Origin of the sequence: Streptomyces beigongshangae (assembly GCF_019710745.1) — a bacterium.
Classification (GTDB): domain Bacteria; phylum Actinomycetota; class Actinomycetes; order Streptomycetales; family Streptomycetaceae; genus Streptomyces; species Streptomyces beigongshangae.
This window is the reverse complement of record NZ_JAHKJW010000030.1, coordinates 52345-79004: the sequence shown is the minus strand read 5'-3', so window position 1 is coordinate 79004 and position 26660 is coordinate 52345. Positions and strand designations below refer to the sequence as shown.

Sequence of the window (26660 nt, the reverse complement as noted above, 5' to 3'; positions counted from 1 at the left end):
TACGTTCACCCATCAATGCGGCGGGTCCGCCCGCCGCGGCAGTCACGTGCACGGTTCTCGCCGTGCCCCGTGCGTATTCCTTGCTGTCGCGCGAAAGGCACTCGCATGCTCTCCGGGAACGGCCGTCATCGTCGCCCCCGTCAGGCTCCGGCACTCCTCGTCGCCGCGGGCGTGACCGGATCCGCCATCGCGATCCCCCTGCTCGGCGCGGGCGCCGCCAGCGCCGCCAGCGGAACGACCTGGGACGCGGTCGCCGAGTGCGAGAGCGACGGCTCGTGGAGCGCCGACACCGGCAACGGCCTCTACGGCGGGCTCCAGATCAGCCAGGAGACCTGGGAGGGGTACGGCGGCCTCGACTACGCGCCCAGCGCCGACCAGGCCAGCCGCTCCCAGCAGATAGCCGTCGCCGAGAAGATCCTCGCGGACCAGGGGACGGGTGCCTGGGCGACCTGCGCCCTCGTCTCCGGCCTGACGCAGGACTCCGGCTCCGCCGACGTCGACACGGGCCTGCCCGAGGACTCCACCGCCTCGCCGGACGACTCCGGCGGGACGAAGGGGAGCGGCGGCGGGAAGCCCGGCTCGTCCCCGGACAGCGGCTCGGTCGCGAAGGGCGAGACCGGCTCGGGCTCGGACGCGGGTTCGGACGCGGACCCGGCCCCGGACGCGCAGAGATCGGGGGGCGCTCCCGCGGACGACACCGCGAAGGGGGACGACTCGGGCAAGTCCGCCCAGAGCGACACCGCTTCGGTCGAGACGGACACGGAGGGCTCCGGCCGGCATCGCGGCGTCAGCGCCGAGGAGGCCGACCTGGCGCCCCGTGCGGACGACTACGCCGGCCGCCATGTCTCGCGCGGCGACAGCGAGTCGCGCGTCCTCGTCGAGGAGGGCTCGTACGTGGTCCGCACCGGGGACAGTCTTTCGAGCATCGCCGACTCCCAGGACGTGGCGGGCGGATGGAGCGAGCTCTACGCCGCCAACAAGGACATCATCGGCACCGACCCGAACTTCATCATCCCCGGTCAGAGCATCGAGGTCGACGGTGGAGCGGTCGCGAGCAAGTAGTGACCAAGCTGCCGAATCGGGCCATAATCAGCGGTAGTTCGCGGCGAATGTCCCATTTGGTGAAAGTGAGAGATGGATCTCAAGGACCCTGATCGTCTTTGAAATTCGGCGCGGTCCGTGTCTACGGTCGTGACCGCTCGCCATTGGCGGGCCCCGACGGTCGCACGCCGAATCCTGCCAACGGCCGTACGGGAACAGTCGTCGCGTCAAGCGCCGTAGGCAGGAGCGGGGGACCCAGGTAAGCGCCGGACCCGGTCGTCGAGACCGGTACGGCTTGGGGTGAAGCCGCGTGACAGCAGTGTCGCGCGGCCGGGCAACTCACTTGGCCCGAACCCGACAGCTCACCTCGCAGGCGTCGGTGAGGGGATCACTTCATGCTGCTTTCCAGCAAGGGCAAGCACCGCCGTCCGTCCAAGGCCACCCGCATCGCCACGCTGGCGGGTGTCACCACCGCCGCCGTCGCCGTCCCGCTGATGGGCGCCACGGGGGCCTCCGCCGCCACCACCTCGGAGTGGGACACCGTCGCCCAGTGCGAGTCCGGCGGCAACTGGTCGATCAACACCGGCAACGGCTACTACGGCGGCCTGCAGTTCTCGGCCTCCACCTGGGCCGCGTACGGCGGCACCTCGTACGCCCCCACCGCCGACAAGGCGTCCAAGTCCCAGCAGATCGCCGTCGCCGAGAAGGTTCTCGCGGGTCAGGGCAAGGGCGCCTGGCCGAGCTGCGGCGTGGGCCTGTCCGGCGCCTCGACCGGGGGTGGCACGGCCCCCTCGAACTCGAACAACTCCGGCTCCGGCCAGAGCACCCCGCAGCCGCAGCAGTCGCAGCCTCAGCAGCAGCAGTCGCAGCCGCAGCAGAACACGCAGCCCTCCGAGGAGCGCGCCTCGCGTTCCCAGGAGCGTCCGGCCGCGACGAAGACCGTCGAGACCCCGACCGGCAAGAAGGTCAAGAAGGGCGACGGCGAGTACAAGGTCGTCAAGGGCGACACCCTCAGCAGCATCGCCGAGCAGGAGAAGGTCAAGGGCGGCTGGCAGAGCCTGTACAAGCTGAACGACGACATCGTCGACGACGCCGACTTCATCTTCCCCGGTCAGCAGCTGCACCTCGGCTGACGATTCGGCTGCCGGCTCGCTCGGCTGACGACGCGTCCCGGCCGGGGCCCCGGCCGCTCGGCCCCGCCGGGAACGTCCGGTCCGCCACCGGTCCGTCGCCAGTCCGTCATCGGACCGCGGCCGGACCACGGTCGAACCGCGGCGCTCTCGCATCCGTGTCCTCCGTGACGGAGACCGCCGTGGGCCACCCCCGTCCCCCACGGGCTCCCCGCCCGGTGCGTCTTCCCCCGTACGCACCGGAGCGGGGTTTTTTCTGCCCGCCGCCTGCCGCCCGCCCGCCCCTCTTCTTTCGCCCCGGCTCTTTGTTCCGTTCGGAAACAATTTCCTCTCGGTTTCGTCCATGACGTGGTCGGGGGCCACCCGCTTCCCGGCGGCCGGTTAGGCTCATCCCGCGGGGCCACCACAGGCCCGCGCCCCACCGGGCCTCCGGCCCGGCACAGCTCGCGTCACATCCCAGAAGGAGATGCTCGTGCCGTCCATCGACGTCGTCGTAGCCCGGGAAATCCTGGACTCCCGAGGCAATCCCACGGTCGAGGTCGAGGTCGGCCTCGACGACGGCAGCACGGGTCGTGCCGCCGTTCCGTCCGGCGCCTCCACCGGTGCCTTCGAAGCCGTCGAGCTCCGTGACGGAGACCCCAACCGCTACCTGGGCAAGGGTGTCGAGAAGGCCGTCCTCGCCGTCATCGAGCAGCTCGGCCCGGAGCTCGTCGGCTACGACGCCACCGAGCAGCGCCTCATCGACCAGGCGATGATCGACCTGGACGCCACCGACAACAAGGGCTCGCTCGGCGCCAACGCCATCCTCGGCGTCTCCCTCGCCGTCGCCCACGCCGCCTCCGAGGCCAGCGACCTGCCGCTCTTCCGCTACCTGGGTGGCCCGAACGCGCACCTGCTGCCCGTTCCGATGATGAACATCCTGAACGGCGGGTCGCACGCCGACTCGAACGTCGACATCCAGGAGTTCATGATCGCCCCGATCGGCGCGGAGTCCTTCTCCGAGGCCGTGCGCTGGGGCGCCGAGGTCTACCACACCCTCAAGAAGGTCCTGAAGAAGCGCGGCCTGTCCACCGGCCTCGGCGACGAGGGCGGTTTCGCCCCGAACCTCGGCTCCAACCGCGAGGCCCTCGACCTCATCATCGAGGCCATCAAGGAGGCCGGCTACACCCCCGGCGAGCAGGTCGCCCTGGCGCTGGACGTCGCCGCGTCCGAGTTCTACAAGGACGGCTCGTACGAGTTCGAGGGCAAGTCCCGCTCGGCCGCCGAGATGACCGAGTACTACGAGGAGCTCGTCTCCGCGTACCCGCTGGTCTCCATCGAGGACCCGCTGTACGAGGACGACTGGGACGGCTGGAACGTCATCACCGAGAAGCTGGGCGACAAGGTCCAGATCGTCGGCGACGACCTCTTCGTCACCAACCCGGAGCGCCTGGCCCGCGGCATCGAGGAGGGCTCCGCCAACGCCCTGCTCGTCAAGGTCAACCAGATCGGCTCGCTGACCGAGACCCTGGACGCCGTCGAGATGGCCCAGCGCAACGGCTTCAAGTGCATGATGTCCCACCGCTCCGGCGAGACCGAGGACGTCACCATCGCCGACCTCGCGGTCGCCGTGAACTGCGGCCAGATCAAGACCGGCGCCCCGGCCCGCTCGGACCGCGTCGCCAAGTACAACCAGCTGCTGCGCATCGAGGAGATCCTCGACGACGCGGCGGTGTACGCGGGCCGTTCGGCGTTCCCGCGCTTCAAGGGCTGACCTCTTTGCAGGAAGCGTCGTCCGTACGTCCCCGTACCCGGTCCCGTACCGTGTGCGGGGACGTACGCACGTATCGGGGAGGCGGGACAGATGGCTGTGAAGGACCGTGACCGGTTCTCCACCGCGACCAGGCTGCGGGTGCTCGGCGAGCAGACCGCCGCCCGCGTCTACCGCTCCCAGACCAGACGCCAGGCGCGCCGCTCGCGGCTGACCGGCCGTGCGGCCCTCCTCGTCCTCGTCCTGTGCTCGCTCGTCGTGGCGCTCGCCTATCCCATAAGGCAGTACGTCTCCCAGCGCGCCGAGGTCGCCGAGCTGCGGCGCGAGCGCGAGCAGGCCCGGGAGCGGGTCGAGCAGCTGCGCGACCTGAAGGCGCGGTGGCAGGACGACGCGTACGCCGAGCAGCGCATCCGGGAGCGGCTGCACTATGTGATGCCGGGTGAGACCGGCTACATCGTGATCGATCCCGACGCGGCGAAGAAGACGCGCACGGACCGGACGGCGGCCGACCGGGCCTGGTACGCCAACGTCTGGGACGGTGTCGACAAGGCCGACGCCGCCGCCGGGCGGCAGCACGACCGGCCGCGCCCCGACCGGCCGCGCCCCGACCGGCCATGAAGCGACCGGCCACGACCTGACCGGCCACGACCCGACCGGCCGTGAACCGGCCGGTGACGACTCGACCTTCACGTCGCCGTCCGGCGAACGTCCGGCGACTGACCAGAAAGACACAGACCCAAGGCATGCAGACGCCCCCGCCGCCCACCCCGCGCACCGAGCCCACCGACGAGGACGTCGAGGCATTCGAGCAGCAGCTCGGCCGGCCGCCGCGCGGGCTGCGCGCGATCGCGCACCGCTGCCCGTGCGGGCAGCCGGACGTCGTCGAGACGGCCCCCCGGCTCCCCGACGGGACGCCGTTCCCGACGACGTACTACCTCACGTGCCCGCGCGCGGCCTCCGCCATCGGCACGCTGGAGGCGAACGGCGTCATGAAGGAGATGACGGACCGTCTCGCCGCGGACCCCGAACTGGCGGCGGCGTACCGGGCCGCGCACGAGGACTACATCGCCCGGCGGGACTCCATCGAGGTGCTCGAGGGGTTCCCCAGCGCGGGCGGCATGCCGGACCGGGTGAAGTGCCTGCACGTGCTGGTCGCCCACTCGCTGGCCGCGGGACCCGGGGTGAACCCGCTCGGCGACGAGGCGATCGCGATGCTGCCGCAGTGGTGGCGCAAGGGCGCGTGCGTGGTGCCCGCGGTGCCGGCCGGGGACTGACCGCGCCGTTCCCGCCGCCCCTGCCCGCCGGGGCGGCGGGAACGAGGAGACCTCCGGGCAGGACGCCACCGACGATCGCACACAGGAGACCACCGCCATGACTCGCGTCGCCGCCGTCGACTGCGGCACCAACTCGATCCGTCTGCTCGTCGCCGACGCGGACCCCGCAACCGGCGAACTCGTCGACCTGGACCGCCGGATGACGATCGTCCGCCTCGGCCAGGACGTCGACCGCACGGGCCGCCTCGCCCCGGAGGCCCTGGAGCGGACCTTCGCGGCCTGTCGCGAGTACGCGGAGGCGATCAAGACGCACGGCGCCGAACGCCTGCGCTTCGTGGCGACCTCCGCCTCCCGCGACGCCGAGAACCGGGACGAGTTCGTCCGCGGGGTCCTCGACATCCTGGGCGTGGAGCCCGAGGTCATCTCCGGGGACCAGGAGGCCGGGTTCTCGTTCACCGGCGCCACCGGGGAACTGACGGGCCGCCACGACCTCGCCGGGCCCTACCTGGTGGTGGACATCGGCGGCGGTTCCACCGAGTTCGTCGTGGGCGACGACCGCGTACGGGCCGCCCGCTCGGTGGACATCGGCTGCGTCCGGATGACGGAACGGCACTTCGTCCGGGACGGCGTGGTCAGCGACCCGCCGGGCGCGGAGCAGGTCCGGGCGGTCCGCGCCGACATCGAGGCGGCCCTCGACCTCGTCGAGGAGTCCGTCCCCCTGCGCGAGGCCCGCACGCTCGTGGGGCTCGCGGGATCCGTCACCACGGTCTCGGCGATCGCCCAGGACCTGCGGGAGTACGACCCCGGGGCCATCCACCACTCCCGGATCCCGCGCGACCGCGTCCGCGGGATCACCGAGTGGCTGCTCGCCGCCACGCACGCCGAGCGCGCCGCCGTCCCCTCGATGCACCCGGGACGCGTGGACGTCATCGGCGCCGGCGCCCTCGTCCTGCTCGCGATCATGGAGCGGACCGGGGCCGAGGAGGTCGTCGTGAGCGAACACGACATCCTCGACGGGATCGCGTGGTCCATCGCCTAGGCGGTGGCCTGTCGCCCGGGGGGTGGTCCATCACCCGGGCAGTGGTCCATCACCCGGGCGGTGGTCCATCGCCCGGGCAATTGAGCAGGTCGGACGACGTATGAGCACTCCGGGCGGGCTTCGGGGAGCACCCGGAACGGACTTCCGGACGGCTGGTCGGAAAACTTCGTGAAGTTCTTCACAAGAGAATCGGCCCTGTTGGGGGAGTATTTCAGCCCTTCGGGCCCTTTCGGGGGTCCGGAGAGGAGCGGAGCATGATCAACAGAGTGTTCCGCGGGCGTCGCGACCGTACGGTGGGAGGGGCTGGTACAGAGCCCTTCAGTGGCCGGAGTGGCAGCTCACGCGGCATTGACAACGGCTCGCGGCAGGTACTGGTTCCCCTGTCGGGGCATGACCTGGGTCACGTGAGCCGCGCAGTGTAGCAGAGGCCGCGTAAGAGCTTGTGAAGGGGCGCACGAGGGACCCCCCTGGGACGGGTGGATACTCGATGGCATGAGCACCACGGAGCGTCCCAGGATCCTCGTAGTAGGCGGTGGGTACGTAGGCCTGTACGCAGCTCGGCGCATCCTCAAGAAGATGCGCTACGGCGAGGCGACCGTCACGGTCGTCGACCCCCGGTCGTACATGACCTACCAGCCCTTCCTCCCCGAAGCCGCCGCCGGCAGCATCTCGCCGCGGCACGTCGTCGTCCCGCTGCGGCGCGTGCTGCCCAAGGCGGAAGTCCTCACCGGCCGGGTCACCACCATCGACCAGGACCGCAAGGTCGCCACGATCTCCCCCCTCGTGGGCGAGGCGTACGAGCTGCCCTTCGACTACCTCGTCATCGCGATGGGCGCGGTCTCGCGCACCTTCCCGATCCCCGGCCTCGCCGAGCAGGGCATCGGCATGAAGGGCATCGAGGAGGCCATCGGCCTGCGCAACCACGTGCTGGAGCAGCTGGACAAGGCCGACTCCACGACCGACGAGGACGTCCGCCGCAAGGCGCTGACCTTCGTCTTCGTGGGCGGCGGCTTCGCCGGTGCGGAGACCATCGGCGAGGTCGAGGACATGGCCCGGGACGCGGCCAAGTACTACTCCAGCGTGTCGCGCGAGGACATGCGCTTCATCCTCGTCGACGCCGCGGACAAGATCCTCCCCGAGGTCGGCCCCAAGCTCGGCCAGTACGGCAAGGAGCACCTCGAAGCACGGGGTGTCGAGGTCTACCTCTCCACCTCCATGGAATCCTGCGTCGACGGTCACGTGGTCCTGAAGAACGGCCTGGAGGTCGACTCCAGCACGATCGTGTGGACGGCCGGCGTCAAGCCCAACCCGGTGCTCTCCCGCTTCGGCCTGCCGCTCGGCCCCCGCGGCCACGTCGACACCGCGACCACCCTCCAGGTGCAGGGCACGGACTACGTCTGGGCCGCCGGCGACAACGCCCAGGTGCCGGACCTCGTCGGCCGCAAGGCCGGCAACGAGAACGCCTGGTGCCCGCCGAACGCCCAGCACGCGCTGCGCCAGGCGAAGGTCCTCGGCGACAACGTGATCTCCGGCATGCGGGGTTTCCCGCAGAAGGAGTACAGCCACGCCAACAAGGGTGCGGTCGCCGGCCTGGGTCTGCACAAGGGCGTCGCGTTCATCGTCATGGGCAAGATGAAGATCAAGCTCAAGGGACGGCTGGCCTGGTACATGCACCGTGGCTACCACGGTCTGGCCATGCCAACCTGGAACCGGAAGATCCGGGTCTTCGCGGACTGGACGCTGGCCGTGTTCCTCAAGCGCGAGGTCGTCTCGCTCGGCGCGATCGAGACGCCCCGTGAGGAGTTCTACGAGGCGGCCAAGCCCGCGCCGGCCCCCGCCGCCGTCGCCAAGACGGAGGAGAAGGCCAAGGCTTCCTGACCTCCGGTCAGGGCCTCGCCCGTCGGCTCCGCCCGCTCCACCGCTCCGCCCGAAGGGGCCTCCCGCCATCCGTGGTGCGGGAGGCCCCTTCGGCGTTCCGGCCCCGGGGCGGCGTCCGGGGCCCGTGGGGGAGGGGAGGGGGCCGTGGGGGGCGGAAATTCGCCTTTTGCTCAGACATAACACTTTGGCGGGACTGCTTTGCGGGCCAGGTGGTGTTTACGTGGTGTCGGAGTTTGTGGGATTCCCTCGTCACGGAGGTATGCGTCATGCAGGACGCGGCGCTTCGGCTCAAGGCGCTGATGGAACAGTTGCTGGGAGCCCCGCTCCCGGTACGGATCCGGGCCTGGGACGGCTCGGAAGCGGGGCCGCCGGGCACCCCGGTGCTCGTCGTGCGCAATCGCCGCGCCCTGCGCCGACTCCTGTGGAAACCCGGGGAGTTGGGCTGGGCGCGAGCCTGGGTGGCCGGCGACCTGACGGTGGACGGCGACCTGTACACCGCGCTGGACACGATGGCGGAGATGGTGTGGGAGGGCCGCGAGGACGCCAGGAGCCCCCGGCAGGCCCTGCGGGACCCCGACGTGCGGGCGGCCGTACGCGGGCTCGTACGGATGGCGGGATCGCCGCTGCCGCCCGCGCCGCCCCGCGAGGAGGTGCGCGCGCACTCCCGGTTCGCGCGCCCGCACACCAAGCACAGCGACCGGCGGGCGATCAGTCACCACTACGACGTCGGGAACGACTTCTACGAGATCGTCCTCGGCCCCTCCATGGTCTACTCCTGCGCCTACTGGGAGGCACCGGCCTCCCCGGACTCTCCGGCCTCCCCGACCCCCTCGGAATCTCCGGACGCCACCCCGACCCTGGAGGACGCCCAGCGCGACAAGCTCTCCCTCGTCGCCCGCAAGCTGGGCCTTCAGCCGGGTATGCGGCTGCTCGACGTCGGCTGCGGCTGGGGTTCGATGGCCATTCACGCGGCCCGCGAGCACGGCGTGAGCGTCGTCGGCGTGACGCTGTCCCAGGAGCAGGCCGCGTACGCCCGCAAGCGCGTCGCGGAGGAGGGGCTCACCGACCGGGTCGAGATCCGCGTCCAGGACTACCGCGACGTCACCGACGGCCCGTACGACGCGATCTCCTCCATCGGCATGGCCGAACACGTCGGCAGCGAGCTCTATCTGGAGTACGCCCGGAACCTGTTCGCCCTCCTCAAGCCGGGCGGACGGCTCCTGAACCACCAGATCGGCCGCCGGCCCTGGCGTGACGAGGAGCGGTACGAGATCAACGGGTTCATCGACGCGTACGTCTTCCCGGACGGGGAGCTCGCGCCGATCGGCCAGACCGTGACCCAGCTGGAGAACGCCGGGTTCGAGGTCCGCGACGTGGAGTCGATCCGCGAGCACTACGCGCTCACCCTGCGCCGGTGGGTGGCCAACCTGGAGGCCGACTGGCCCCGCGCCGTCCGTCTCGCCGGCCCCGGCCGGGCCCGCGTCTGGCGCCTCTACATGGCCGCCTCGGCCCTGGCCTTCGAGCGCAACCGCATCGGCGTCAACCAGGTGCTGGCGGTGCGGACGCCCGACTCCGGGGATTCGGGCATGCCGCTGCGGGCCCGTACCTGGAACTGACGGGCCGCGGTGCACGGAAGCGGAGGGGCCCCGTTCCCGACGGAACGGGGCCCCTCCGCTTCCGCGCGGCCCGGCCGCTACTCGGCCTTGATCGCGCCCAGCATGTTCAGACGGGCCGCCCGCCTGGCCGGCCAGAGGGCCGCCAGGACCCCGACCGCCGCCGCCAGGAGCAGGAAGACGCCCATCCGGTCCCAGGGCAGCACCAGTTCGTACGTCGGCATCCGGCCCGCCAGCAGCTCACCGGCGGCCCAGCCGAAGAACACGCCCAGACCGACGCCGAGCACACCGCCGAAGAGCGAGATGACCAGGGACTCCAGGCGGACCATCCGCTTGATCCCCTTGCGGTCGAGACCGATCGCGCGGAGCATCCCGATCTCCTGCGACCGCTCGAAGACGGACATGGCGAGCGTGTTGACGACACCGAGGACCGCGACGACGACGGCCATCGCCAGCAGGCCGTACAGCATGTTCAGCATCAGCGTGAACATCTGCGCGATCTCGTTGGAGACGTCCTGCTTGTCCTGGACCTTGACGGCCGGGTTGTCGCCGAGTGCCTTCTCCAGCCGGTCCTTGGTCGCGTCGGAGGGACCGCCGGAGGTCTTCACCATGACCTGCATGTCGCGCGGGTCCTGCTGGTGCGGGACGAGGTTCGCGACGTCGAGCATGATGCCGCTGATCATCTCGTTGCCCTGGTAGACACCGGCGACCGTCAGCCGCTGCTTCTCGTCGTCCTCGTACGAGACCGAGAACGTCGAGCCGGCCTTCCAGCCGTGGTCCTCGGCCGTCCGGTCGTCCACCACGACCCGGGCGCCGCCGACGTCGAACGAGCCGTCGTCGAGCGTCAGATCGGTCAGGTCGCCGATCGTGGAACCCTGCACACCGGTCAGGTACTCGGTCTGTCCGTCGATGCGCGCGGGCGCGTTGCGCAGGGGGCTGGTGGCGGTGACGCCGTCGGTCTCCCGCAGCTTCTTCTCGACGTCCGGCGAGAGGGAGTTGAAGTTCGCCATGGAGACCACGTAGTCGGCCTGCAGCGCGGCCGTGGCCATCTTGTCGATCGACTTCTGCAGGCTGCCCGCCATCACCGTCATACCGGTGATGAGGGTCAGTCCGATCATCAGCGCGGAGGCGGTGGCCGCGGTGCGGCGCGGGTTGCGTACGGAGTTCTGCCGGGCGAGCTTGCCCGAGACGCCGAAGACGCGCAGGACCGGGGCGGCGCCCGCGATCAGCGGACGGGAGAGGAGGGGCGTGAGGATGAAGACACCGATGATCAGCAGGACCGCGCCGAAGCCCATCGGCGCCTGGCCGTCGCTGCCGTCCATCGTCGTGGCGTAGAGGACGACGGTGGTGCCGGCCGCCGCGAACAGGGCGCCGAGGGTGTTGCGCAGCACCAGCGATTTGGTGGTCGCGGCGGCGTGCACGCTGCTCATCGCGGCGACCGGCGGGATCTTCGCGGCGCGGCGGCCCGGCAGCCAGGCGGCGAGCATCGTGATCAGGATGCCGACGGCGAACGACGTGGCGACCGTGCCCGGGGTGACGACCAGCGGTCCGGCCGGGACGGCGGCGTCCAGGGTGCCCATGAGGGCGCGCAGGCCCGCGCCGATGCCGATGCCGGCGAGCAGACCGCTGACGGCGGCGACCGCGCCGACCACGAAGGCTTCGAGGAGCACCGAGCGGGTGACCTGCCGGCGGGAGGCGCCGACCGCGCGCAGCAGGGCCAGTTCCTTGGTGCGCTGGGCGACCAGCATGGTGAAGGTGTTGGCGATGATGAACGTGCCGACGAAGAGGGCGATGCCGGCGAAGACGAGGAGGCCGGTCTTGAGGCCGCTCATCGACGCCTCGATCTGGACGGCCTGGTCGTCGGCGAGTTCCTGGCCGGTGGTGGTGGACGCGACGTCCTTCGGCAGGACCCTGTCGAGGCTCGCCCGCAGCGCGCTCTGGCTGGTGCCGGGAGCCGCCTTCACGTCGATCTCGTCGTACGTGCCGGTCTTGTGGAAGAGCCGCTGCGCGGTGGCCGTGTCGAAGAGGGCGAGGCTGCCGCCCGCGGCGACGTTGCCGTCGTCCGTGGTGAAGACCGCGCTGACGGTGGGGGTGAGGACCGGGCCGTCGATCGAGAGCCGGACGGTGTCGCCGACCTGGTAGCCGGTGCGCTTCGCCGTCTCGGCGTCGATCGCGACCTCGTTCCCGCCGGACGGGGCGCTGCCGCTCTTCAGCGGGTAGCGGGGGTCCTTGTCACCCCAGTAGTTGCCGCCCTGCGACTGGAAGCCGCCGCCGATCAGCTTGCCGTCCTTGTCGGCGATGGCGGTGAAGCCGCTGACGACGCCGATGGCGTTCTCGGCGCCGGGGGCCTTCGCGGCCTTCTCCAGCAGTGCCTGCGTCAGCTCCGGGTCCTCGGCGAGCCTGTCGCCCTCGTCCTCGGCGTACTCCGGCCGGACGGCCACGTCGACCTGGTCGAAGCCCTTCGCCGAACTCTTCTGGTACGCGTCCGAAATGGTGTTGGTGAAGACCAGCGTGCCGGAGACGAACGCCACGCCCAGCATCACGGCGAGCACGGTCATCAACAGCCTGGCCTTGTGCGCGAGCACGTTGCGCAGGGCGGTACGGAACATTGTCTTCTCAGTCCAGGTGGTGGGTGGGGGCGGGCGGGCCGTGGGGGTTCGCCGCGCCTCTTCACGGGCGCGGGGAACCGCGCGACCGCAGGCCAAGTGCGGCCCGCAGGTCAGGGGCGGCCCGCGGGCCAAGTGCGGCCCGCGGGCCAAGTGCGGCCCGCGGACCACGTGCGGGCTCAGGCAGGCGGTCGGAGGTGCAACCCGGTTGAAAAGGGCGGCGCGGTCAGCTCGTGCGGCCCTTCGCGTCGAACTGCTTCATGCGGTCCAGGACCGCATCGGCCGTGGGCGCGAGCACCTCGTCGACGACCCTGCCGTCCGCCAGGAAGACCACACGGTCCGCGTACGCCGCCGCCACCGGGTCGTGCGTGACCATCACGACCGTCTGCCCCAGCTCCCGCACGGAGTTGCGCAGGAAGCCCAGCACCTCCGCCCCCGAGCGTGAGTCCAGGTTCCCCGTGGGCTCGTCGCCGAAGATGATGTCCGGGCGGGACGCCAGCGCCCGCGCCACCGCGACCCGCTGCTGCTGCCCGCCGGAGAGCTGGGAGGGGCGGTGGGAGAGCCGGTCGGCCAGCCCCACCATCCGGATCACCCTGTCCAGCCACTCCTTGTCGGGTTTGCGTCCCGCGATGTCCATCGGAAGGGTGATGTTCTCCAGACCGGTGAGCGTCGGCAGGAGGTTGAACGCCTGGAAGATGAACCCGATCTTGTCCCGGCGCAACTTGGTGAGCTGCTTGTCCTTGAGGGAGCCGAGTTCGGTGTCCCCGATGCGGACCGAACCGGACGAGAAGCTGTCCAGCCCCGCGACGCAGTGCATCAGCGTGGACTTGCCGGAGCCGGAGGGACCCATGATCGCGGTGAACTCGGCCTGCCGGAAGTCGACGGAGACCCGGTCCAGGGCGACCACCCGGGTCTCCCCCTGCCCGTAGACCTTCGACAGTTCCGTGGCGCGGGCGGCCACCGCGGTGGTCCGTTCGGCGAGGGGAGTGGTGGTCACGGAAGGGTGCTCCTTGTCCGTACGACGACGAGTGGACGACCGTTCCATCGTCGGCGCGGATCCGCGCCGTGTAGTCACCCGCTGTTCCGGTATCGGGGGCAGACTCGGGGCGGACCACGCGGCCCCGTGTCATACCTGGGGATGACCCCGCGCCCCGGGGAGGGCGATTCGGCGACGGTTCGTCAGGTGCGGCCCCGTTCCGGCGGTGAAATCACGTCATTTCCCGGGTGCCGTGCCACGTCCGCATAAAGGCAGGTGGCATGTGCGGATGGCGCATACCGTGGGCTGATGCACCCTCAGACGCCAATAAAATAAGACAACATCGGGTCGCCCCACCGCTGTTCGGGGGATCTGTCCCGATAGGCTCGGGGCGCTCGAAGCGGAGCCCACGGCCTGCCCGGATGGTGGAATGCAGACACGGCGAGCTTAAACCTCGCTGCCCCTCGCGGGCGTACCGGTTCAAGTCCGGTTCCGGGCACCTCCGACACTTCGGCCCTTTCCGGTGCATTCTGATGGGAATGCATTCTTGTTGAGCCCTTGAGCCCTCCAGTCCTCGACTGCGTGACCGTTGACAGCGGGTTCCGTGCGCCGGAGACTCCCGTGGGGGAAGCGGTGAAAAAAGTTTCACCAGGCGAACGCCACGACTGCCATGACCGCCGTGAACGCCACGTCGGCGCTCGCGGAGGTCGCCGGAGCGCGAAGGGGCGTGTCGATGCGTACCACCGTAGGCATCATCGGGGCCGGACCGGCCGGTCTGCTGCTGGCGAGGCTGCTGCACAACGCGGGGATCGACTCCGTCGTGCTGGAGAGCCGGGACCGGGCGTACGTGGAGCAGCGGCAGCGCGCCGGGATCCTGGAGCAGGGGACCGTGGACGTCCTGCGCGCCGCCGGTGCCGGTGAGCGCATGGACCGTGAGGGGCTGCGCCACGACGGCATCGAACTGCGGTTCGCGCGCAGGCGCCACCGCATCGACTTCCCCGCCCTCACCGGCGGCCGGTCGGTGACGGTCTACGCCCAGACCGAGGTGTGCAAGGACCTGATCGCGCTGCAGCTCCAGGAGGGCGGGCCGCTGCTCTTCGGGGCGGAGGCCCTGGCCGTCGAGGGGGCCGGTACCGACCGTCCCCGGGTGCGCTTCCGGCGCGAGGGGCACGGAGGGCAGGAGGGGCAGGAGGGGCAGGAGGGTCGGGAGGGTCGGGAGGAGGTCCTGGAGTGCTCGTACGTCGTCGGGTGCGACGGCTTCTGGGGGGTGGCCCGCAAGGCGATCCCCGAAAAGCTCGTACAGGTCTTCGAGCGGACGTACCCCTTCGGGTGGCTGGGCATCCTCGCCGACGTGCCCCCCTCGCACGACGAACTCGTCTACGCCCGTCACGACCGGGGTTTCGCCCTGCTGTCCATGCGCTCGCCGGCCGTCTCGCGGCTCTACCTCCAGGTGCCCGAGGGCACGGACGCCGGGACGTGGAGCGACGGGAAGGTCTGGGACGAGCTGGAGCGCCGGTTCGAGACGGCCGACGGCTGGCGGCTGCGGAGGGGACCCGTCACCGCCAAGTCCGTCACGCCCATGCGCAGCCATGTGCACGAGCCGATGCGGTATGGACGGCTCTTCCTGGCCGGGGACGCCGCCCACATCGTGCCGCCGACGGGCGCCAAAGGGCTGAACCTCGCGGTGGGTGACGTCGTGACCTTCGCGCGGGCGCTGGCCCATCTGCGGGAGACCGGGTCCGGGGAACTGCTGGACGCCTACTCCGGGACCTGTCTGCGGCGGGTGTGGCAGGCCGAGCGGTTCTCGTACGAGATGACGGCGATGCTGCACCGCGCGCCCGGCGCGACGCCCTTCGAGGACCGCATCCAGCTGGCCCGGCTCGAACGGCTCGCCTCGTCCCGTGCCGCCGCGCAGGACCTCGCCGAGGGGTACACCGGCTTCGCCCTGGAGTGAAAAACCAGGCCCGGGGGAACCGGAGGAGTAGGTACCGGCGTTCTACCGGTGCGGGGAATGCCAGGGTGAGACCTGGTGTTTCCGGTCACAAGAGGGGAAAGATCCTCCCCAGGCACTAGATGCATTCTTTTGCCTACCCATTACTCTTGAGCCAAGGCCGCGCAAGGTGGCCATGGAGGAGTGAAATGAGGAGCAGCAACCCGGTCTTCTCGCGACGGGGGTTCAGCCGCGACAACGGCTACGCGGGCTTCAACGCGGCGCCGCAGGCCGGGGGCCCCGCTGTCGGGACGCAGGGGAACCCGTACGCACAGGGCGCCCCCGGCGCTCCGCAGGGCGGAAACCCGTACGCGCAGAATCCTTACGCTCAGAACCCGTACGCCCAGCAGGGCCTGCAGCACGGCGCGCCGCCGCAGGCCCCGTCCGCCGCCGGCCGCATGACGATGGACGACGTCGTCACGCGTACGGCCATGACGCTCGGCACCGTCACCCTGGGTGCCGTTCTCGCCTGGGCCCTGCTGCCGGTCACGTCCAGCAGCTTCGGCCTGGCCATCGGCTCGGCGCTCATCGCGATGGTCTTCGCACTGGTCCAGGCATTCAAGCGCAAGGCCTCGCCCGCGCTGATCCTGTCGTACGCCGCCTTCGAGGGCGTCTTCCTCGGCGTGATCAGCGAGATGTACAACAGCAGGTGGGCCGGCGCCCCCTTCCAGGCCGTACTCGGCACGATGGCCGTCTCCGGCGCCACCCTGCTGATCTACAAGGCGGGCTGGATCCGCGTCACCGCCCGGTACGCGCGCATCGGTATGGCCATCGCGATCGCCTTCGTGCTGGTCACGGCGGTCAACCTGCTGCTGGTCGTCTTCGGCGTCGCCGACGACGGCGGGCTGCGCAGCATGGGCCCGCTCGGCGCGATCGTCGGCATCCTGGCGATCGTCCTGGGCGCGTTCTTCCTGACGCTCGACTTCAAGCAGATCGAGGACGGCATCGCCTACGGCGCGCCGCGCGAGGAGGCATGGCTGGCCGCGTTCGGCCTGACCATGAGCCTCGTGTGGATCTACCTCGAGATGCTGCGTCTGGTCGCCATCTTCAGCGGCAACGACTAGCACCCGGCCGGTAGCCGGTAGCCGGTAGCCGGTAGCCGGTAGCCGGTAGCCGGTAGCCGGTAGCCGGTATTCGGGACGAAGGGCCCGCGAACCTCGGTTCGCGGGCCCTTCGCCGTCGTCGGTGCCGGAGCGTGACGGAGGCGCGCTCAACGGAGGTTGCGCGCGGCCCTCCTCAGGTCGTACTCGTGGATGATCGCTTTGGCGTGGCCGTACGCGAGGTCGTGCTCGGCACGGAGCCAGCTCACCTTCTCCTCGAAGCGGTGGAGAGAGGGGCCCTCGTCGACGGTGCGCAGCCAGTCGGAGATCTCACGACCGGTGCAGTGGGGGATGCGGGCGAGCAGGTTGCGATGGGTCTCCGCGGAGAAGACTTGGGACATCGGCGCCTCCGGACGCAAAGGGGATGTAGGCCGGTCCTTCACGCCACCGTGCCTGAGCGCCGGGGTGTTGGCAACAGTCCGGTTGCGACGCGTAGTCTCGCGACGTGCTTGATACGACGCCGCTGACCCGTGCCGTGGACCACTTCGCCGACCGGCTGCGGGCCGCGCCGCAGAGTCGGCTGCAACGGGGGGCCGCCGCCGAGGCACTGGGTCTGGCCAGGGAGTTGGCGCTGCGGGCCCAGCGCCTGGAGGACCCCGGACACACCCCCCGCGAGATGCCGGACGCGGGCATGTTCGCCTCCGCGGACCAGATCACGGTGGCCGTGCACGACCTCGCGCTCGTCCTGAGGACCGAGGCGGAACTGGCGGAGGCACTGGTACTGGTGGAGGAGGCGCAGAAGCGGGCGGGCGTCTGATCCGCACGCACGGACACGGACGGCCGTCCACACGGCACGGACCGGTGCCCGCGGAGGGCGGCGGTACGACCGGCGTCCGCAGGGACACGGGAGGGTACGGGCCGGTGGCCGGGGCGGGCCGGCCGGGTGTCTACAGCGAGGCGATGACCCTGTCGGCCAGGACGTAGACGTTCTCCTGGTCGCACGCGAAGGTGAGGGCGTAGGCGCCCGAGACCCCCGAGCCGCCGAGCAGGACCGGCGGGTGGCCGTGGCGCAGGGACTCGGCCAGGCGTTCGGCGGTCTCGCGGTGGCCCGGTGTCATGCACAGGGTGGTGCCGTCGGCGAAGACGTAGACGTCGAGGGTGCCGAGCGGGCCGGGGCGGACGTCCGCCAGTTCCGTGCGGGACTCGGCCAGCTCCTCCAGGCAGGCCACCGTGCGCTCGTGGTCGTTCACCATCGGTGACTGGACCGGTACGAAGTCGGGGTGCGAGGGGTGGCGCCGCCGGGCCGCGGCCAGTTCGGGGGACTCCCCGGCGAACTCGTCGGCGTCGGCGGGCGGCTCGGTCACCGGCTCCAGGCGCTCCAGGCCCGCGAAGTCCGACTGGCGGGGCAGGAACAGCTCGCTGTCGGGCAGGCCGAGCAGGGTCGGTACGTCACCGGCGTCCCGCGCCTCCTGGGCGGCCCAGAACGCGCGCGCCTCGGCGAGTTCGCGCTCCCGCTCGTCGGCGAGGGCCTCGGCCACGGCGGAGCGTATCTCGTCGGTGTCCGACGCCCCGCGGGCGGCCGGCGGCAGGCCGTGCCCGGCCGTGGCGCGGCTCTCGGTGAGCTCGGTGTGCAGGGCCGCCACCTGCCGGCGCAGCGCCAGCAGGGTGCGCAGAACGGCGACGCCCACAGCCGTGGTGGTGGCTGTGGCGAGCAGCAGAGCGAGAATCGTGGTGCTCACTGACGTTCTCCCGGTTCAAAGTCGACCCTCGACTTCCTACATCAGCTTGAAGGGCGGACTAACCAGCCGGCAGTGCACAACGTCATGAAACGGACAGGACTTTAGCCCTGGTGATGATTTTCGCAATGCTCTGACCTGCGTAAATCTCTCCCCGAAGGGACTTAGGTCACATCCTGGGGGAGATTGGGTCACGGAACGACCGGAGTCCCGACGGGTGCGGAACTCCGGGTCGCGCGCTCACACCGTGTTCAACTCCGGTCACGGGAGCCGTACTTCGGCCGGGGAGTCCCCCGGCCGATCCGCCGCTAGCTGAGCCGCTCGATGACCATGGCCATGCCCTGGCCGCCGCCCACGCACATCGTCTCCAGGCCGAACTGCTTGTCGTGGAACTGGAGGGAGTTGATGAGCGTGCCGGTGATCCGGGCGCCGGTCATGCCGAACGGGTGGCCGACCGCGATCGCGCCGCCGTTCACGTTCAGCTTCTCCAGCGGGATCTCCAGGTCGCGGTAGGAGGGGATCACCTGGGCGGCGAACGCCTCGTTGATCTCGAACAGGTCGATGTCGCCGACGGTCAGGCCGGCGCGGGAGAGGGCCTGCCTCGACGCCTCCACCGGGCCGAGGCCCATGATCTCGGGGGAGAGGCCGGTGACGCCGGTCGAGACGATCCGGGCCAGCGGGGTCACGCCGAGCTCGCGGGCCTTCGTGTCGGACATGATCACCAGGGCGGCGGCGCCGTCGTTGAGCGGGCAGCAGTTGCCGGCCGTGACCATGCCGTCGGGGCGGAAGACGGGCTTGAGCCCCTGCACGCCCTCCATGGTGACGCCGGCGCGCGGGCCGTCGTCCTTGCCGACGACCGTGCCGTCCGGGGTGGTGACCGGGGTGATCTCGCGCTCCCAGAAGCCGTTCTTGATGGCTTCCTCGGCGAGGTTCTGCGAGCGGACGCCGAACTCGTCCATGTCCTGACGGGTGACGCCCTTGACCCGGGCGAGGTTCTCCGCGGTCTGGCCCATCGCGATGTACGCGTCCGGGACGAGGCCGTCCTCGCGCGGGTCGTGCCACGACGCGCCCTCGCTCGCGGCGACCTCCGCGGTGCGGGCCTCCGCCTCCGCGAAGAACGGGTTGTGCGTGTCCGGGAGGCCGTCGCTGCTGCCCTTGGTGAAGCGGGAGACCATCTCCACGCCCGCCGAGACGAAGACGTCGCCCTCGCCCGCCTTGATGGCGTGCAGGGCCATACGGGTCGTCTGGAGCGAGGAGGAGCAGTAGCGGGTGACCGTGCAGCCGGGGAGGTGGTCCATCCCCATCTGCACGGCGACGATCCGGCCGAGGTTGTGGCCCTGCTCGCCGCCGGGGAGGCCGCAGCCGAGCATCAGGTCCTCGATGTCCTTCGGATCGAGCTCCGGGACCTTGGCGAGGGCCGCCTGGACGATCGTGGCGGTGAGGTCGTCGGGGCGCAGGTCCTTGAGGGAGCCCTTGCCTGCGCGGCCGATGGGGGAGCGGGCGGTCGAGACGATCACGGCTTCGGGCATCTGCGGCTCCAGGGGCGTTGCGGGGGTGTGGGCGGACCTGTGGGGGAAGCTACCCGCCCGTAGGAGGCGGGTCACGGGTATGGACGTGTGACACGGACCGCACTTTCCAAGCGCTTGCTTTGTGCTCCGCGCCTGCTTTGTGATCCGCCCTCGCTTTGTGATGCGTCCCTGCTTTGTGCTCCGCAGGTCGTGGATCGGCTGCGGGGCCGGTGGGGGGCTCGCGCGGCTCCCCGCGCCCCCGGGCACCTGGGCGCGCGGGGGCGCGGGGGCGGGGCGGTCAGGCGGATGTCGTCGGGACCGGGTCCGTCGCCGGGACCCGCCGGCGCCGGCGGCGCTTGAGGAGGGCCCAGGGACCCCGCGGCCCCGTCGGCATGGCGGCCGCGACCTCCGTACCCGGCTCCGCCGCCGCCTCCACGGCCGCCTGGGCCACCGGCAGGAACCCCTCCCGCCGGGACACGTCCGGCCGCTCCTCCTCCGCGGGCCACAGTCCCAGCGCGGCGCACACCGTCGGCAGCACGGCCATCGCCGCGGTCGCGTACCCCTCCGCCGAGGGGTGGTAGCTGTCGGGCCCGAACAGTTCCCGCGGATTCGCCGCGAACTCGGGCCCCAGCAGGTCGCCCAGCGACACCGTCCGCCCGCCCTGCTCGACGGTGCCGATCGTCTGCGCGGCCGCCAGCTGCCGCGAGGTCCGTTTGGCGATCCACCGCAGCGGCTGCTGGACCGGTTCGATGGTGCCCAGGTCGGGACAGGTGCCGACGACCACCTCGGCGCCCGCCGTCCGCAGCCGCCGCACCGCCGCCGACAGGTGCCGGACCGAGCGCGTCGCCGGCATCCGGTGCGTCACGTCGTTCGCGCCGATCATGATCACGCACACCTCGGGGCATCCGTCCGGGTCCCCGAGGGCCAGCGCGACCTGGCGGTCCAGGTCGTCCGACTGGGCGCCGGTCAGCGCGACGTTCCGCAGCCGCACCGGTCGCTCCGCCACCGCCGCGAGCCCGGACGCGAGCAGCGCCCCCGGTGTCTGGCGGGCCCGGTGCACACCCTGTCCCGCGGCCGTCGAGTCACCGAGCATCGTCAGGCGCAGCGGTTCCTCCGCGCCGGCGTACGCGTACCCGTACAATCCGTCCGCGCTCGGTGGATGAGGACTGCGCCCGTTGCCCACCTGCCGCTTCGCCAGATGCAGCTCGGCCAGCACCACCCCGGCCGTCGCCGCGCCCAGCAGCCCGATCCCGCCGCCGCCGTACGCCGCTCCCGCGGCGATCCGCCGGGCCACCCTCACCTTCGACCAGCTCGACATGCGAAGCCGCCACCTCCTCCTAGCCCTACACCCACTGCATGCCCCGTACCGACCGTCGGCCAATCGCAACGCGGTGTGAACGCCCAGGAGGGGCTTAGGCTGACCGCACCACCCCGACCACTTCTTTTGCAGCTCCGGAGACAACGGTGCAATTCCACGACTCGATGATCAGTCTCGTCGGCAACACCCCGCTGGTGAGGCTCAACAGCGTGACCGCCGGCATCCAGGCGACCGTCCTCGCGAAGGTCGAGTACTTCAACCCCGGCGGCTCGGTGAAGGACCGCATCGCCGTGCGCATGATCGAGGCCGCGGAGAAGAGCGGCGCACTGCGGCCGGGCGGCACGATCGTCGAGCCGACCAGCGGCAACACAGGTGTGGGTCTGGCCATCGTGGCCCAGCAGAAGGGCTACAACTGCATCTTCGTGTGCCCCGACAAGGTGAGCACCGACAAGATCAACGTGCTGCGCGCGTACGGGGCCGAGGTCGTCGTCTGCCCGACGGCCGTCGACCCCGGGCACCCCGACTCGTACTACAACGTCTCCGACCGGCTGGTACGCGAGACGCCCGGCGCCTGGAAGCCCGACCAGTACTCCAACCCCGACAACCCCGCCTCGCACTATCACTCCACCGGCCCTGAGCTGTGGGAGCAGACGGAGGGGCGGATCACCCACTTCGTCACGGGCGTCGGCACCGGCGGCACCATCTCCGGGACCGGGCGCTATCTGAAGGACGCCAGCGACGGCAGGGTCCGCGTCGTGGGCGCCGACCCCGAGGGGTCCGTCTACTCGGGCGGCTCCGGGCGCCCGTACCTCGTCGAGGGCGTCGGTGAGGACTTCTGGCCGACCGCGTACGACCGCACGGTCGCGGACGAGATCGTCGCGGTCTCCGACAAGGACTCCTTCCAGATGACCCGGCGCCTGGCCAAGGAGGAGGGCCTGCTCGTCGGCGGCTCCTGCGGTATGGCCGTCGTGGCCGCGCTGCGGGTCGCCGAGCGACTCGGCCCGGACGACGTGGTGGTCGTGCTGCTGCCGGACGGCGGCCGCGGCTACCTCAGCAAGATCTTCAACGACGAGTGGATGGCCGACTACGGCTTCCTGGAGGACGAGGGCCCCAGCGCCCGGGTCGCCGACGTCCTCAGCGACAAGGTGCACGGGGCCATCCCCTCCCTCGTCCACATGCACCCGGACGAGACGGTCGGCGAGGCCATCGAGGTGCTGCGCGAGTACGGCGTCTCCCAGATGCCCATCGTCAAGCCGGGCGCCGGGCACCCGGACGTGATGGCGGCCGAGGTCGTGGGCTCCGTCGTCGAGCGGGAACTGCTCGACGCGCTGTTCACCCAGCGCGCCTCACTCACCGACCCGCTGGAGAAGCACATGTCGGCGCCGCTGCCCCAGGTCGGCTCCGGTGAGCCGGTGGGCGACCTGATGACCGTGCTCGGCACGGCCGACGCGGCGATCGTCCTCGTCGAGGGCAAGCCCACCGGTGTCGTCAGCCGCCAGGACCTGCTGTCCTTCCTGGCCCGGGGCGGACGGCAGTAGGACCCGCGGCGCGCCGCCACGCACGTGGCCGTGGGTGCGGTCGTGGCAGTGGGTGCCGTGGGTGCCGTCGTGGTCGCGGGCGCGGCGGAACTTCTCGGAAGTGGTACGCGGGTGTCACATCCACGCAGCACACGCTTAACACGCGCCCGGCACAGTGGTGGATGTCGGCAAGGGCGACGGAGACACCTCCCGGGCGATCAGCACGGGGGAGGCTTCCCGCCCCGGCCGGCACCGAAACGGCGCCAAGGACAACCGGAGCGGCTCCCGGGCCTCCATGGACGCCACGGACGCGCGGCCCGGCCCTGACCCGGCCCGCGTCCCTCGCGGGGACCGCCGTCGTCCCGCCCCCCGGTAACGGGGGTGCGGCGGTCCCCGCGCAAGCCGGCGAAGGGCCCGGTACCCGATGGGTACCGGGCCCTTCGGTCATCCCGTACGACCGTGACCCGGTGTCCCCGTGACCCTCGTGCCCCCCGTGTTCCCCGTGTCCCTCACCAGTCCGGGTCGGGCTTCCCCCGGCCGGACTTCTCCTTGTCCCCCCGGCCGAAGAGGTTCGGCGAGAGGCGTGCGGCCTGGACCACGTTGACCCCGACGATGCCCGTCCAGGCGACCAGGAGGCCGGGCAGCTCGCCGATGCCGCCGCCGATCGCGGACAGGGGGATCGCGAGGACGAGGGAGACGATCCCGAACCCGAAGCGTTCGCCCCAGGAGTCCGAGGACCCCTGCGGGGAGCGCGCGTCGCGGGCCACCACCATCTGCTGCTCCGCGAGCTGGCGCCGTACCCGGCGGTCGATCGCGCCGTCCAGGCGCTGCTCGACCTTCTCCAGGAACGAGTCGACCAGCGCGGACTCGTACTCCTCGCCCAGTTCCTTGCGGATGTGCAAGGTGGCGTCGAGTTCCTTCTTGAGTTCGGCGTCGCGGGCTTCCATACCGGTCATGGGGACCACGGTAGGGAGGCGGAATGCGCTTGGCACGGGGGTTAGCCCCCCTGTCCGCACCGGGCCGTCCCCACCCGGCCCGGCGGCTCCGGGGCCGTCCCTTGCCCCGGCTGCATATCGTCATGCAGAGTTCTCCCTACTTGAATAACCCGGCAACGGTGCGGCGCCGGCCGCGGGCCTCCCGCGGCCCCGGCCGAGATCCCCTGCCCGGACCGAGGGGAGTTCGCGCTCCATGTCGCACCACACGTCGCATCACACGTCCCACCGCACGTCGCACCGCGTGTCCCGTTGCGCGTCGTACCAGGACGTGGACACGTCCGGTGCGGGGACACCCGGCCTCGTGGTGCTGGACGGCCACAGCACGGGGATCGCCGACGTCGTACGCCTCGCCGACGGGGCCGCCCGGCCCGTCCCCGGCACCGACGCGATGAAATGGGTCGAGGAGTCCTGGGACGCGGCCCGGCAGATCGCGGCGACCGGCAGGGTGTACGGCCGCTCCACCGGCGTCGGCGCCAACCGGAACGAGGACGTGCCCACCGAGGCCGCCGCCGAGCACGGCCTGCGCCTGCTGCGCAGCCACGCCGGGGCCGTCGGGGCGGAGCTGCCCGCCCGGGAGGTCCGGGCGATGCTCGCCGTGCGGGCGAACCAGCTCCTCGCGGGCGGGGCGGGCCTGCGCCCCTCCGTCGTCACGGCACTGTGCGAGGCGCTGGAGGCGGGGCCGCCCTCGGTGATCTGCGGGCCTTCTCCGCGCCCGCCTCGCTCGGCCACGCCGTGCTCTCCCGGGGTGTCGAGGAGCAGGCGAGTTTCGCCTCGCTCGCCGCCCGCCAGACCCTGCGCGCGTGCGACGCGTACCGTCTGGTGGTCGGCTGCGAACTGGTCGCCGCCGTACGGGCGCTGCGTCAGCGCGGCCTGCGTCCCGAGCCGGAGCTGCCGGTGGGCAGGGCACTGGAGACCGCCGAGTCGGTGCTCGACGCGGACCCGGCCGACCGGGCGCTCACGGACGACGTGACGGCCGCGGCCGCACTGCCCGACCGGTTCACGGACATCTGGAGTGGGAGCACGGCATGAGCGCGGACGGGAACCCGGACGTGAACGTGAACGTGGACACGGGCAGCGACAGCGGTAACGGCAGCGGCGGTTACAGGGACAGGGACAGGGATGTGGACAGGGACATGCACGGGGCCGGGGGCGGGGCCGGGGACGGGACCGGAGGGCCGGACGATCGGGCGGGTGCGGGTGCGGGTGCGGGTGCGGGTGCGGACGGCGGGGGCGGTGGTTCCGCCGGGCGGCTGCAGTCGCTCTTCGAGGGGCACCGGCTGACCCCCACCCAGCGGCGCATCGCCCACAGCATGGTGCGCCGGGCCGCCGACGTGCCCTTCCTGTCGAGCGTGGAACTCGCCGAACTCGCCGGGGTCAGCCAGCCCTCCGTCACCCGCTTCGCCGTCGCCCTCGGCTTCGACGGCTACCCGGCGCTGCGCAGGCACCTGCGCGAGATCGCCCCGGCCGAACCCACCGCGGACGCCGGCTCGTACAACGAGTACCAGCAGGCCGTCGAGGCCGAGATCGAGAACCTCCGCCATCTCGCCTCCGTGCTGGCCGACCCGCGCCCCGTCGAGCGGGCCGGCCGGCTCCTCGCCGCCTCGCGTCCGCTGCCGGTGCTCGGACTGCGGGCCGCCGCGTCCCAGGCGTACGGCTTCGCGTACTTCGCGGCCAAGGTCCACCCCGACGTACGGCTGCTGCACGAGGGCGGGACCATGGCGCACGACCGGATCGACGCGGCGGTGCGGGCCGGGGCGACGACCCTGCTGTGCTTCGCGCTGCCCCGCCACCCGCGGGAGGTCGTGGAGACCCTGGCGTACGCGAAGGAGGCCGGGCTGAACGTCGTCACCGTCGCGGACTCCGCGTTCGCGCCGGTCGCCAAGGTGTCCGATCTGCTGCTGCCCGCCGCGGTCGGGACGGGGCTCGCCTTCGACACGGCCTGTGCGCCGATGCTGCTGGGGCGGGTGCTGCTGGAGGCGATGTGCGACGGCCTGCCGGACGCGCAGGCGCGGCTGGAGGAGTTCGACGCGCGGGCCGCCGCACGGGGGCTGTTCGTGGAGTAGCGCGGTGCGGTTTCTCAGATTCATCTCACCTTCGGGCGCTAATCTCCCGCCGACCGCAGACATCTGGTGAGGAGGCGGATCGTGGCGCGCGGAGAACGCAGGGAGCGCGGAGAGCGCGGAGGGCAGGGCCTGGCTCGGGTGGCCGTCGTCGTACGGGCCGGAGCGGCACCGCTGGGCTGGCTCGGAGTCGTGGCGGCGGGCGTGGGCGTACTGGTGCCCGGGTTCACCGGGCGGCGGATCGGGGTACTGGCGGGCGCCGCGCTCTTCCTGATCGCGGCGGCGGTCGTCCTGCTGGCACGGCGGAAGCGGTACGTGGCGCTCGCCCGGGGAGCGGCCCGCGCGGGCAGGCACGACATGCTCCAGGACCGGGCCGTCTCCGTACGGAACTGGCGCCGGGGGCACCGGTGGTGGGTGCTGCTGGCCTTCGCGGCGGCGCTGGGGTCCGCGTTCGCCGTACCGGCCGCCGGCGGGATGCTGCTCGCCGGCGCCGGGGTGGGGCTCCGCCTCAAGGCGGCCTGGATCGGACGGCTCGAACAGAAGGCCGAGTCGCTGCTGTGGGTCCGCGTCGACTGGCTCGGCCGTGGTGCGGGCGCTCCCGTGGGCAGACGCGTCCTGGGCTACCGCGCCACCGGTGTCGCCGCGGGCGACGCCGCGCCCGGTGGGGCGCGGCGCCGGGCCGGGGTCCTGGTCTGATCAGCCTCGCGGACCCCTTTCCCGCTGGACCTCGCGGGTCTCGCGGGTCTCGCGGGGCGCTCGGGTTGCCCGGGTCGCTCAGACCTTTCAGACCTCCAGGTCGCTCTCGATCCTCTTCAGCTGGTGGCGGGCCATCGCCAGGTTGGAGCGCTTGGCGTCGAGCACCAGGTAGAGGAAGAGCCCGTTGCCGCCGCGGCCCTGGATCAGCCGGATCAGGTGGTACTGGTCGGACAGCGTGATCAGGATGTCCTCGATCTCGCCCTTGAGGCCCAGGTGCTCCATGGTGCGGAGCTTGGCGCGGACGACGTCGGTGTTGCCGGCCGCCGCGACCGTGAGGTCGAAGCCCTTGCTGCCGCCGATCGTGCCCAGTGCCATCCCGCTGGTGTAGTCGACGAGAGCGACTCCGGTCGCACCCTCGATGGAGGCCAGGGCCTCTTTCAGCGCGGTTTCGGTGTTGGCCATGGTCGTGCCTGTCCTTTCGGTTCGGTGAACC

At 71.5% G+C, this 26660-nt stretch carries 22 protein-coding genes, 1 tRNA gene, 1 pseudogene and 1 riboswitch; of the genes and pseudogenes, 16 read left to right on the top strand and 8 right to left on the bottom strand.

Features of this window, described 5'->3' with window-relative positions; genetic code table 11:
• Nucleotides 1-105 precede the first annotated feature (105 nt).
• The 8 genes from KM933_RS23270 (at nucleotide 106) to KM933_RS23235 (ending at nucleotide 9728) form a co-directional block, all read left to right on the top strand.
• A complete protein-coding gene (locus KM933_RS23270) occupies nucleotides 106-1062 on the top strand; it encodes a LysM peptidoglycan-binding domain-containing protein (protein WP_221355246.1) in 957 nt (318 codons plus the stop codon).
• A 201-nt stretch (nucleotides 1063-1263) separates the two neighbouring features.
• Nucleotides 1264-1432: riboswitch (cyclic di-AMP (ydaO/yuaA leader) on the top strand.
• Nucleotides 1433-1436: 4 nt separating this feature from the next.
• Nucleotides 1437-2174, top strand: a complete 738-nt coding sequence (locus tag KM933_RS23265) for a LysM peptidoglycan-binding domain-containing protein (RefSeq protein ID WP_221355244.1) — start codon at nucleotides 1437-1439, stop codon at nucleotides 2172-2174.
• Between the two features lie 469 nt (nucleotides 2175-2643).
• The gene (gene eno, locus KM933_RS23260) at nucleotides 2644-3924 is read left to right on the top strand and encodes a phosphopyruvate hydratase (protein WP_221355242.1); all 1281 of its coding nucleotides are present in this window, start codon (nucleotides 2644-2646) and stop codon (nucleotides 3922-3924) included.
• 90 nt (nucleotides 3925-4014) lie between these two features.
• Complete coding sequence (locus KM933_RS23255) at nucleotides 4015-4539, top strand: FtsB family cell division protein (protein ID WP_221355239.1); 525 nt, start codon at nucleotides 4015-4017, stop codon at nucleotides 4537-4539.
• A gap of 125 nt (nucleotides 4540-4664) precedes the next feature.
• Nucleotides 4665-5195, top strand: a complete 531-nt coding sequence (locus KM933_RS23250; RefSeq protein WP_221355236.1) for a DUF501 domain-containing protein — start codon at nucleotides 4665-4667, stop codon at nucleotides 5193-5195.
• Nucleotides 5196-5292: 97 nt separating this feature from the next.
• On the top strand, nucleotides 5293-6234 hold the full coding sequence (locus tag KM933_RS23245) for a Ppx/GppA phosphatase family protein (protein WP_221355234.1): 942 nt from the start codon (nucleotides 5293-5295) through the stop codon (nucleotides 6232-6234).
• Between the two features lie 492 nt (nucleotides 6235-6726).
• The gene (locus KM933_RS23240) at nucleotides 6727-8112 is read left to right on the top strand and encodes an NAD(P)/FAD-dependent oxidoreductase (protein ID WP_221355233.1); all 1386 of its coding nucleotides are present in this window, start codon (nucleotides 6727-6729) and stop codon (nucleotides 8110-8112) included.
• A gap of 266 nt (nucleotides 8113-8378) precedes the next feature.
• The gene (locus KM933_RS23235) at nucleotides 8379-9728 is read left to right on the top strand and encodes an SAM-dependent methyltransferase (protein WP_221355231.1); all 1350 of its coding nucleotides are present in this window, start codon (nucleotides 8379-8381) and stop codon (nucleotides 9726-9728) included.
• Between the two features lie 77 nt (nucleotides 9729-9805).
• Here the strand turns inward: KM933_RS23235 and KM933_RS23230 are convergent, their stop codons facing one another.
• Nucleotides 9806-12334: an ABC transporter permease gene (locus tag KM933_RS23230; protein WP_221355229.1), complete on the bottom strand. Its 2529-nt coding sequence runs from the start codon at nucleotides 12332-12334 to the stop codon at nucleotides 9806-9808.
• Between the two features lie 223 nt (nucleotides 12335-12557).
• On the bottom strand, nucleotides 12558-13328 hold the full coding sequence (locus KM933_RS23225) for an ABC transporter ATP-binding protein (RefSeq protein ID WP_221355227.1): 771 nt from the start codon (nucleotides 13326-13328) through the stop codon (nucleotides 12558-12560).
• 395 nt (nucleotides 13329-13723) lie between these two features.
• On the opposite strand from KM933_RS23225, the gene KM933_RS23220 reads away from it, so the two are divergent.
• From KM933_RS23220 to KM933_RS23210, 3 genes are all read left to right on the top strand, one after another.
• Nucleotides 13724-13806: transfer RNA gene (locus KM933_RS23220), tRNA-Leu, on the top strand.
• Between the two features lie 234 nt (nucleotides 13807-14040).
• On the top strand, nucleotides 14041-15261 hold the full coding sequence (locus KM933_RS23215) for a 4-hydroxybenzoate 3-monooxygenase (protein WP_221355225.1): 1221 nt from the start codon (nucleotides 14041-14043) through the stop codon (nucleotides 15259-15261).
• A 185-nt stretch (nucleotides 15262-15446) separates the two neighbouring features.
• Nucleotides 15447-16361, top strand: coding sequence for a Bax inhibitor-1/YccA family protein (locus tag KM933_RS23210; protein ID WP_221355223.1), 915 nt, complete (start codon nucleotides 15447-15449; stop codon nucleotides 16359-16361).
• 146 nt (nucleotides 16362-16507) lie between these two features.
• Here KM933_RS23210 and KM933_RS23205 read toward each other — a convergent pair whose 3' ends face one another.
• The gene (locus tag KM933_RS23205; RefSeq protein ID WP_221355221.1) at nucleotides 16508-16738 is read right to left on the bottom strand and encodes a DUF4287 domain-containing protein; all 231 of its coding nucleotides are present in this window, start codon (nucleotides 16736-16738) and stop codon (nucleotides 16508-16510) included.
• A gap of 104 nt (nucleotides 16739-16842) precedes the next feature.
• On the opposite strand from KM933_RS23205, the gene KM933_RS23200 reads away from it, so the two are divergent.
• Complete coding sequence (locus tag KM933_RS23200; protein ID WP_221355219.1) at nucleotides 16843-17154, top strand: hypothetical protein; 312 nt, start codon at nucleotides 16843-16845, stop codon at nucleotides 17152-17154.
• A gap of 130 nt (nucleotides 17155-17284) precedes the next feature.
• Here the strand turns inward: KM933_RS23200 and KM933_RS23195 are convergent, their stop codons facing one another.
• From KM933_RS23195 to KM933_RS23185, 3 genes are all read right to left on the bottom strand, one after another.
• Nucleotides 17285-18076: a hypothetical protein gene (locus KM933_RS23195; protein WP_221355217.1), complete on the bottom strand. Its 792-nt coding sequence runs from the start codon at nucleotides 18074-18076 to the stop codon at nucleotides 17285-17287.
• Nucleotides 18077-18381: 305 nt separating this feature from the next.
• Nucleotides 18382-19602, bottom strand: coding sequence for an acetyl-CoA C-acetyltransferase (locus tag KM933_RS23190; RefSeq protein WP_221355215.1), 1221 nt, complete (start codon nucleotides 19600-19602; stop codon nucleotides 18382-18384).
• Between the two features lie 277 nt (nucleotides 19603-19879).
• Complete coding sequence (locus tag KM933_RS23185) at nucleotides 19880-20899, bottom strand: SGNH/GDSL hydrolase family protein (protein WP_221355213.1); 1020 nt, start codon at nucleotides 20897-20899, stop codon at nucleotides 19880-19882.
• 146 nt (nucleotides 20900-21045) lie between these two features.
• On the opposite strand from KM933_RS23185, the gene KM933_RS23180 reads away from it, so the two are divergent.
• Nucleotides 21046-22437 (top strand): cystathionine beta-synthase, encoded by a 1392-nt coding sequence (locus KM933_RS23180; RefSeq protein ID WP_221355211.1) that lies wholly within the window; start codon nucleotides 21046-21048, stop codon nucleotides 22435-22437.
• Between the two features lie 488 nt (nucleotides 22438-22925).
• On the opposite strand, the gene KM933_RS23175 is transcribed toward KM933_RS23180, so the two are convergent.
• On the bottom strand, nucleotides 22926-23372 hold the full coding sequence (locus KM933_RS23175) for a hypothetical protein (RefSeq protein WP_221355209.1): 447 nt from the start codon (nucleotides 23370-23372) through the stop codon (nucleotides 22926-22928).
• 232 nt (nucleotides 23373-23604) lie between these two features.
• Between KM933_RS23175 and KM933_RS23170 the strand changes: the two are divergent.
• The 3 genes and pseudogenes from KM933_RS23170 to KM933_RS23160 all read left to right on the top strand — a co-directional run bounded on the left by KM933_RS23170 (nucleotide 23605) and on the right by KM933_RS23160 (nucleotide 26167).
• Nucleotides 23605-24440 (top strand): annotated as a pseudogene (locus KM933_RS23170) (aromatic amino acid lyase).
• Nucleotides 24437-25474, top strand: coding sequence for a MurR/RpiR family transcriptional regulator (locus KM933_RS23165; RefSeq protein ID WP_430727358.1), 1038 nt, complete (start codon nucleotides 24437-24439; stop codon nucleotides 25472-25474). Before KM933_RS23170 ends, KM933_RS23165 begins: the two are co-directional and overlap by 4 nt.
• An 81-nt stretch (nucleotides 25475-25555) precedes the next feature.
• The gene (locus tag KM933_RS23160; RefSeq protein ID WP_308013514.1) at nucleotides 25556-26167 is read left to right on the top strand and encodes a hypothetical protein; all 612 of its coding nucleotides are present in this window, start codon (nucleotides 25556-25558) and stop codon (nucleotides 26165-26167) included.
• An 87-nt stretch (nucleotides 26168-26254) separates the two neighbouring features.
• Here KM933_RS23160 and KM933_RS23155 read toward each other — a convergent pair whose 3' ends face one another.
• Nucleotides 26255-26629, bottom strand: coding sequence for a roadblock/LC7 domain-containing protein (locus tag KM933_RS23155; RefSeq protein WP_221355208.1), 375 nt, complete (start codon nucleotides 26627-26629; stop codon nucleotides 26255-26257).
• Nucleotides 26630-26660: the final 31 nt, after the last annotated feature.

Excerpts from the sequence above, each read along its gene's own strand:
- KM933_RS23165 (WP_430727358.1), top strand. The coding sequence starts at position 24,437 with ATGAGCGCGGACGGGAACCCGGACGTGAACGTGAACGTGGACACGGGC.
- KM933_RS23215 (WP_221355225.1), top strand. The coding sequence starts at position 14,041 with ATGCGTACCACCGTAGGCATCATCGGGGCCGGACCGGCCGGTCTGCTG.
- KM933_RS23235 (WP_221355231.1), top strand. The coding sequence starts at position 8,379 with ATGCAGGACGCGGCGCTTCGGCTCAAGGCGCTGATGGAACAGTTGCTG.
- KM933_RS23255 (WP_221355239.1), top strand. The coding sequence starts at position 4,015 with ATGGCTGTGAAGGACCGTGACCGGTTCTCCACCGCGACCAGGCTGCGG.
- KM933_RS23155 (WP_221355208.1), bottom strand. The coding sequence starts at position 26,629 with ATGGCCAACACCGAAACCGCGCTGAAAGAGGCCCTGGCCTCCATCGAG.
- KM933_RS23250 (WP_221355236.1), top strand. The coding sequence starts at position 4,665 with ATGCAGACGCCCCCGCCGCCCACCCCGCGCACCGAGCCCACCGACGAG.
- KM933_RS23205 (WP_221355221.1), bottom strand. The coding sequence starts at position 16,738 with ATGTCCCAAGTCTTCTCCGCGGAGACCCATCGCAACCTGCTCGCCCGC.
- KM933_RS23240 (WP_221355233.1), top strand. The coding sequence starts at position 6,727 with ATGAGCACCACGGAGCGTCCCAGGATCCTCGTAGTAGGCGGTGGGTAC.
- KM933_RS23175 (WP_221355209.1), bottom strand. The coding sequence starts at position 23,372 with ATGACCGGTATGGAAGCCCGCGACGCCGAACTCAAGAAGGAACTCGAC.
- KM933_RS23185 (WP_221355213.1), bottom strand. The coding sequence starts at position 20,899 with ATGTCGAGCTGGTCGAAGGTGAGGGTGGCCCGGCGGATCGCCGCGGGA.
- KM933_RS23230 (WP_221355229.1), bottom strand. The coding sequence starts at position 12,334 with ATGTTCCGTACCGCCCTGCGCAACGTGCTCGCGCACAAGGCCAGGCTG.
- KM933_RS23190 (WP_221355215.1), bottom strand. The coding sequence starts at position 19,602 with ATGCCCGAAGCCGTGATCGTCTCGACCGCCCGCTCCCCCATCGGCCGC.
- KM933_RS23265 (WP_221355244.1), top strand. The coding sequence starts at position 1,437 with ATGCTGCTTTCCAGCAAGGGCAAGCACCGCCGTCCGTCCAAGGCCACC.
- KM933_RS23270 (WP_221355246.1), top strand. The coding sequence starts at position 106 with ATGCTCTCCGGGAACGGCCGTCATCGTCGCCCCCGTCAGGCTCCGGCA.
- KM933_RS23210 (WP_221355223.1), top strand. The coding sequence starts at position 15,447 with ATGAGGAGCAGCAACCCGGTCTTCTCGCGACGGGGGTTCAGCCGCGAC.
- KM933_RS23245 (WP_221355234.1), top strand. The coding sequence starts at position 5,293 with ATGACTCGCGTCGCCGCCGTCGACTGCGGCACCAACTCGATCCGTCTG.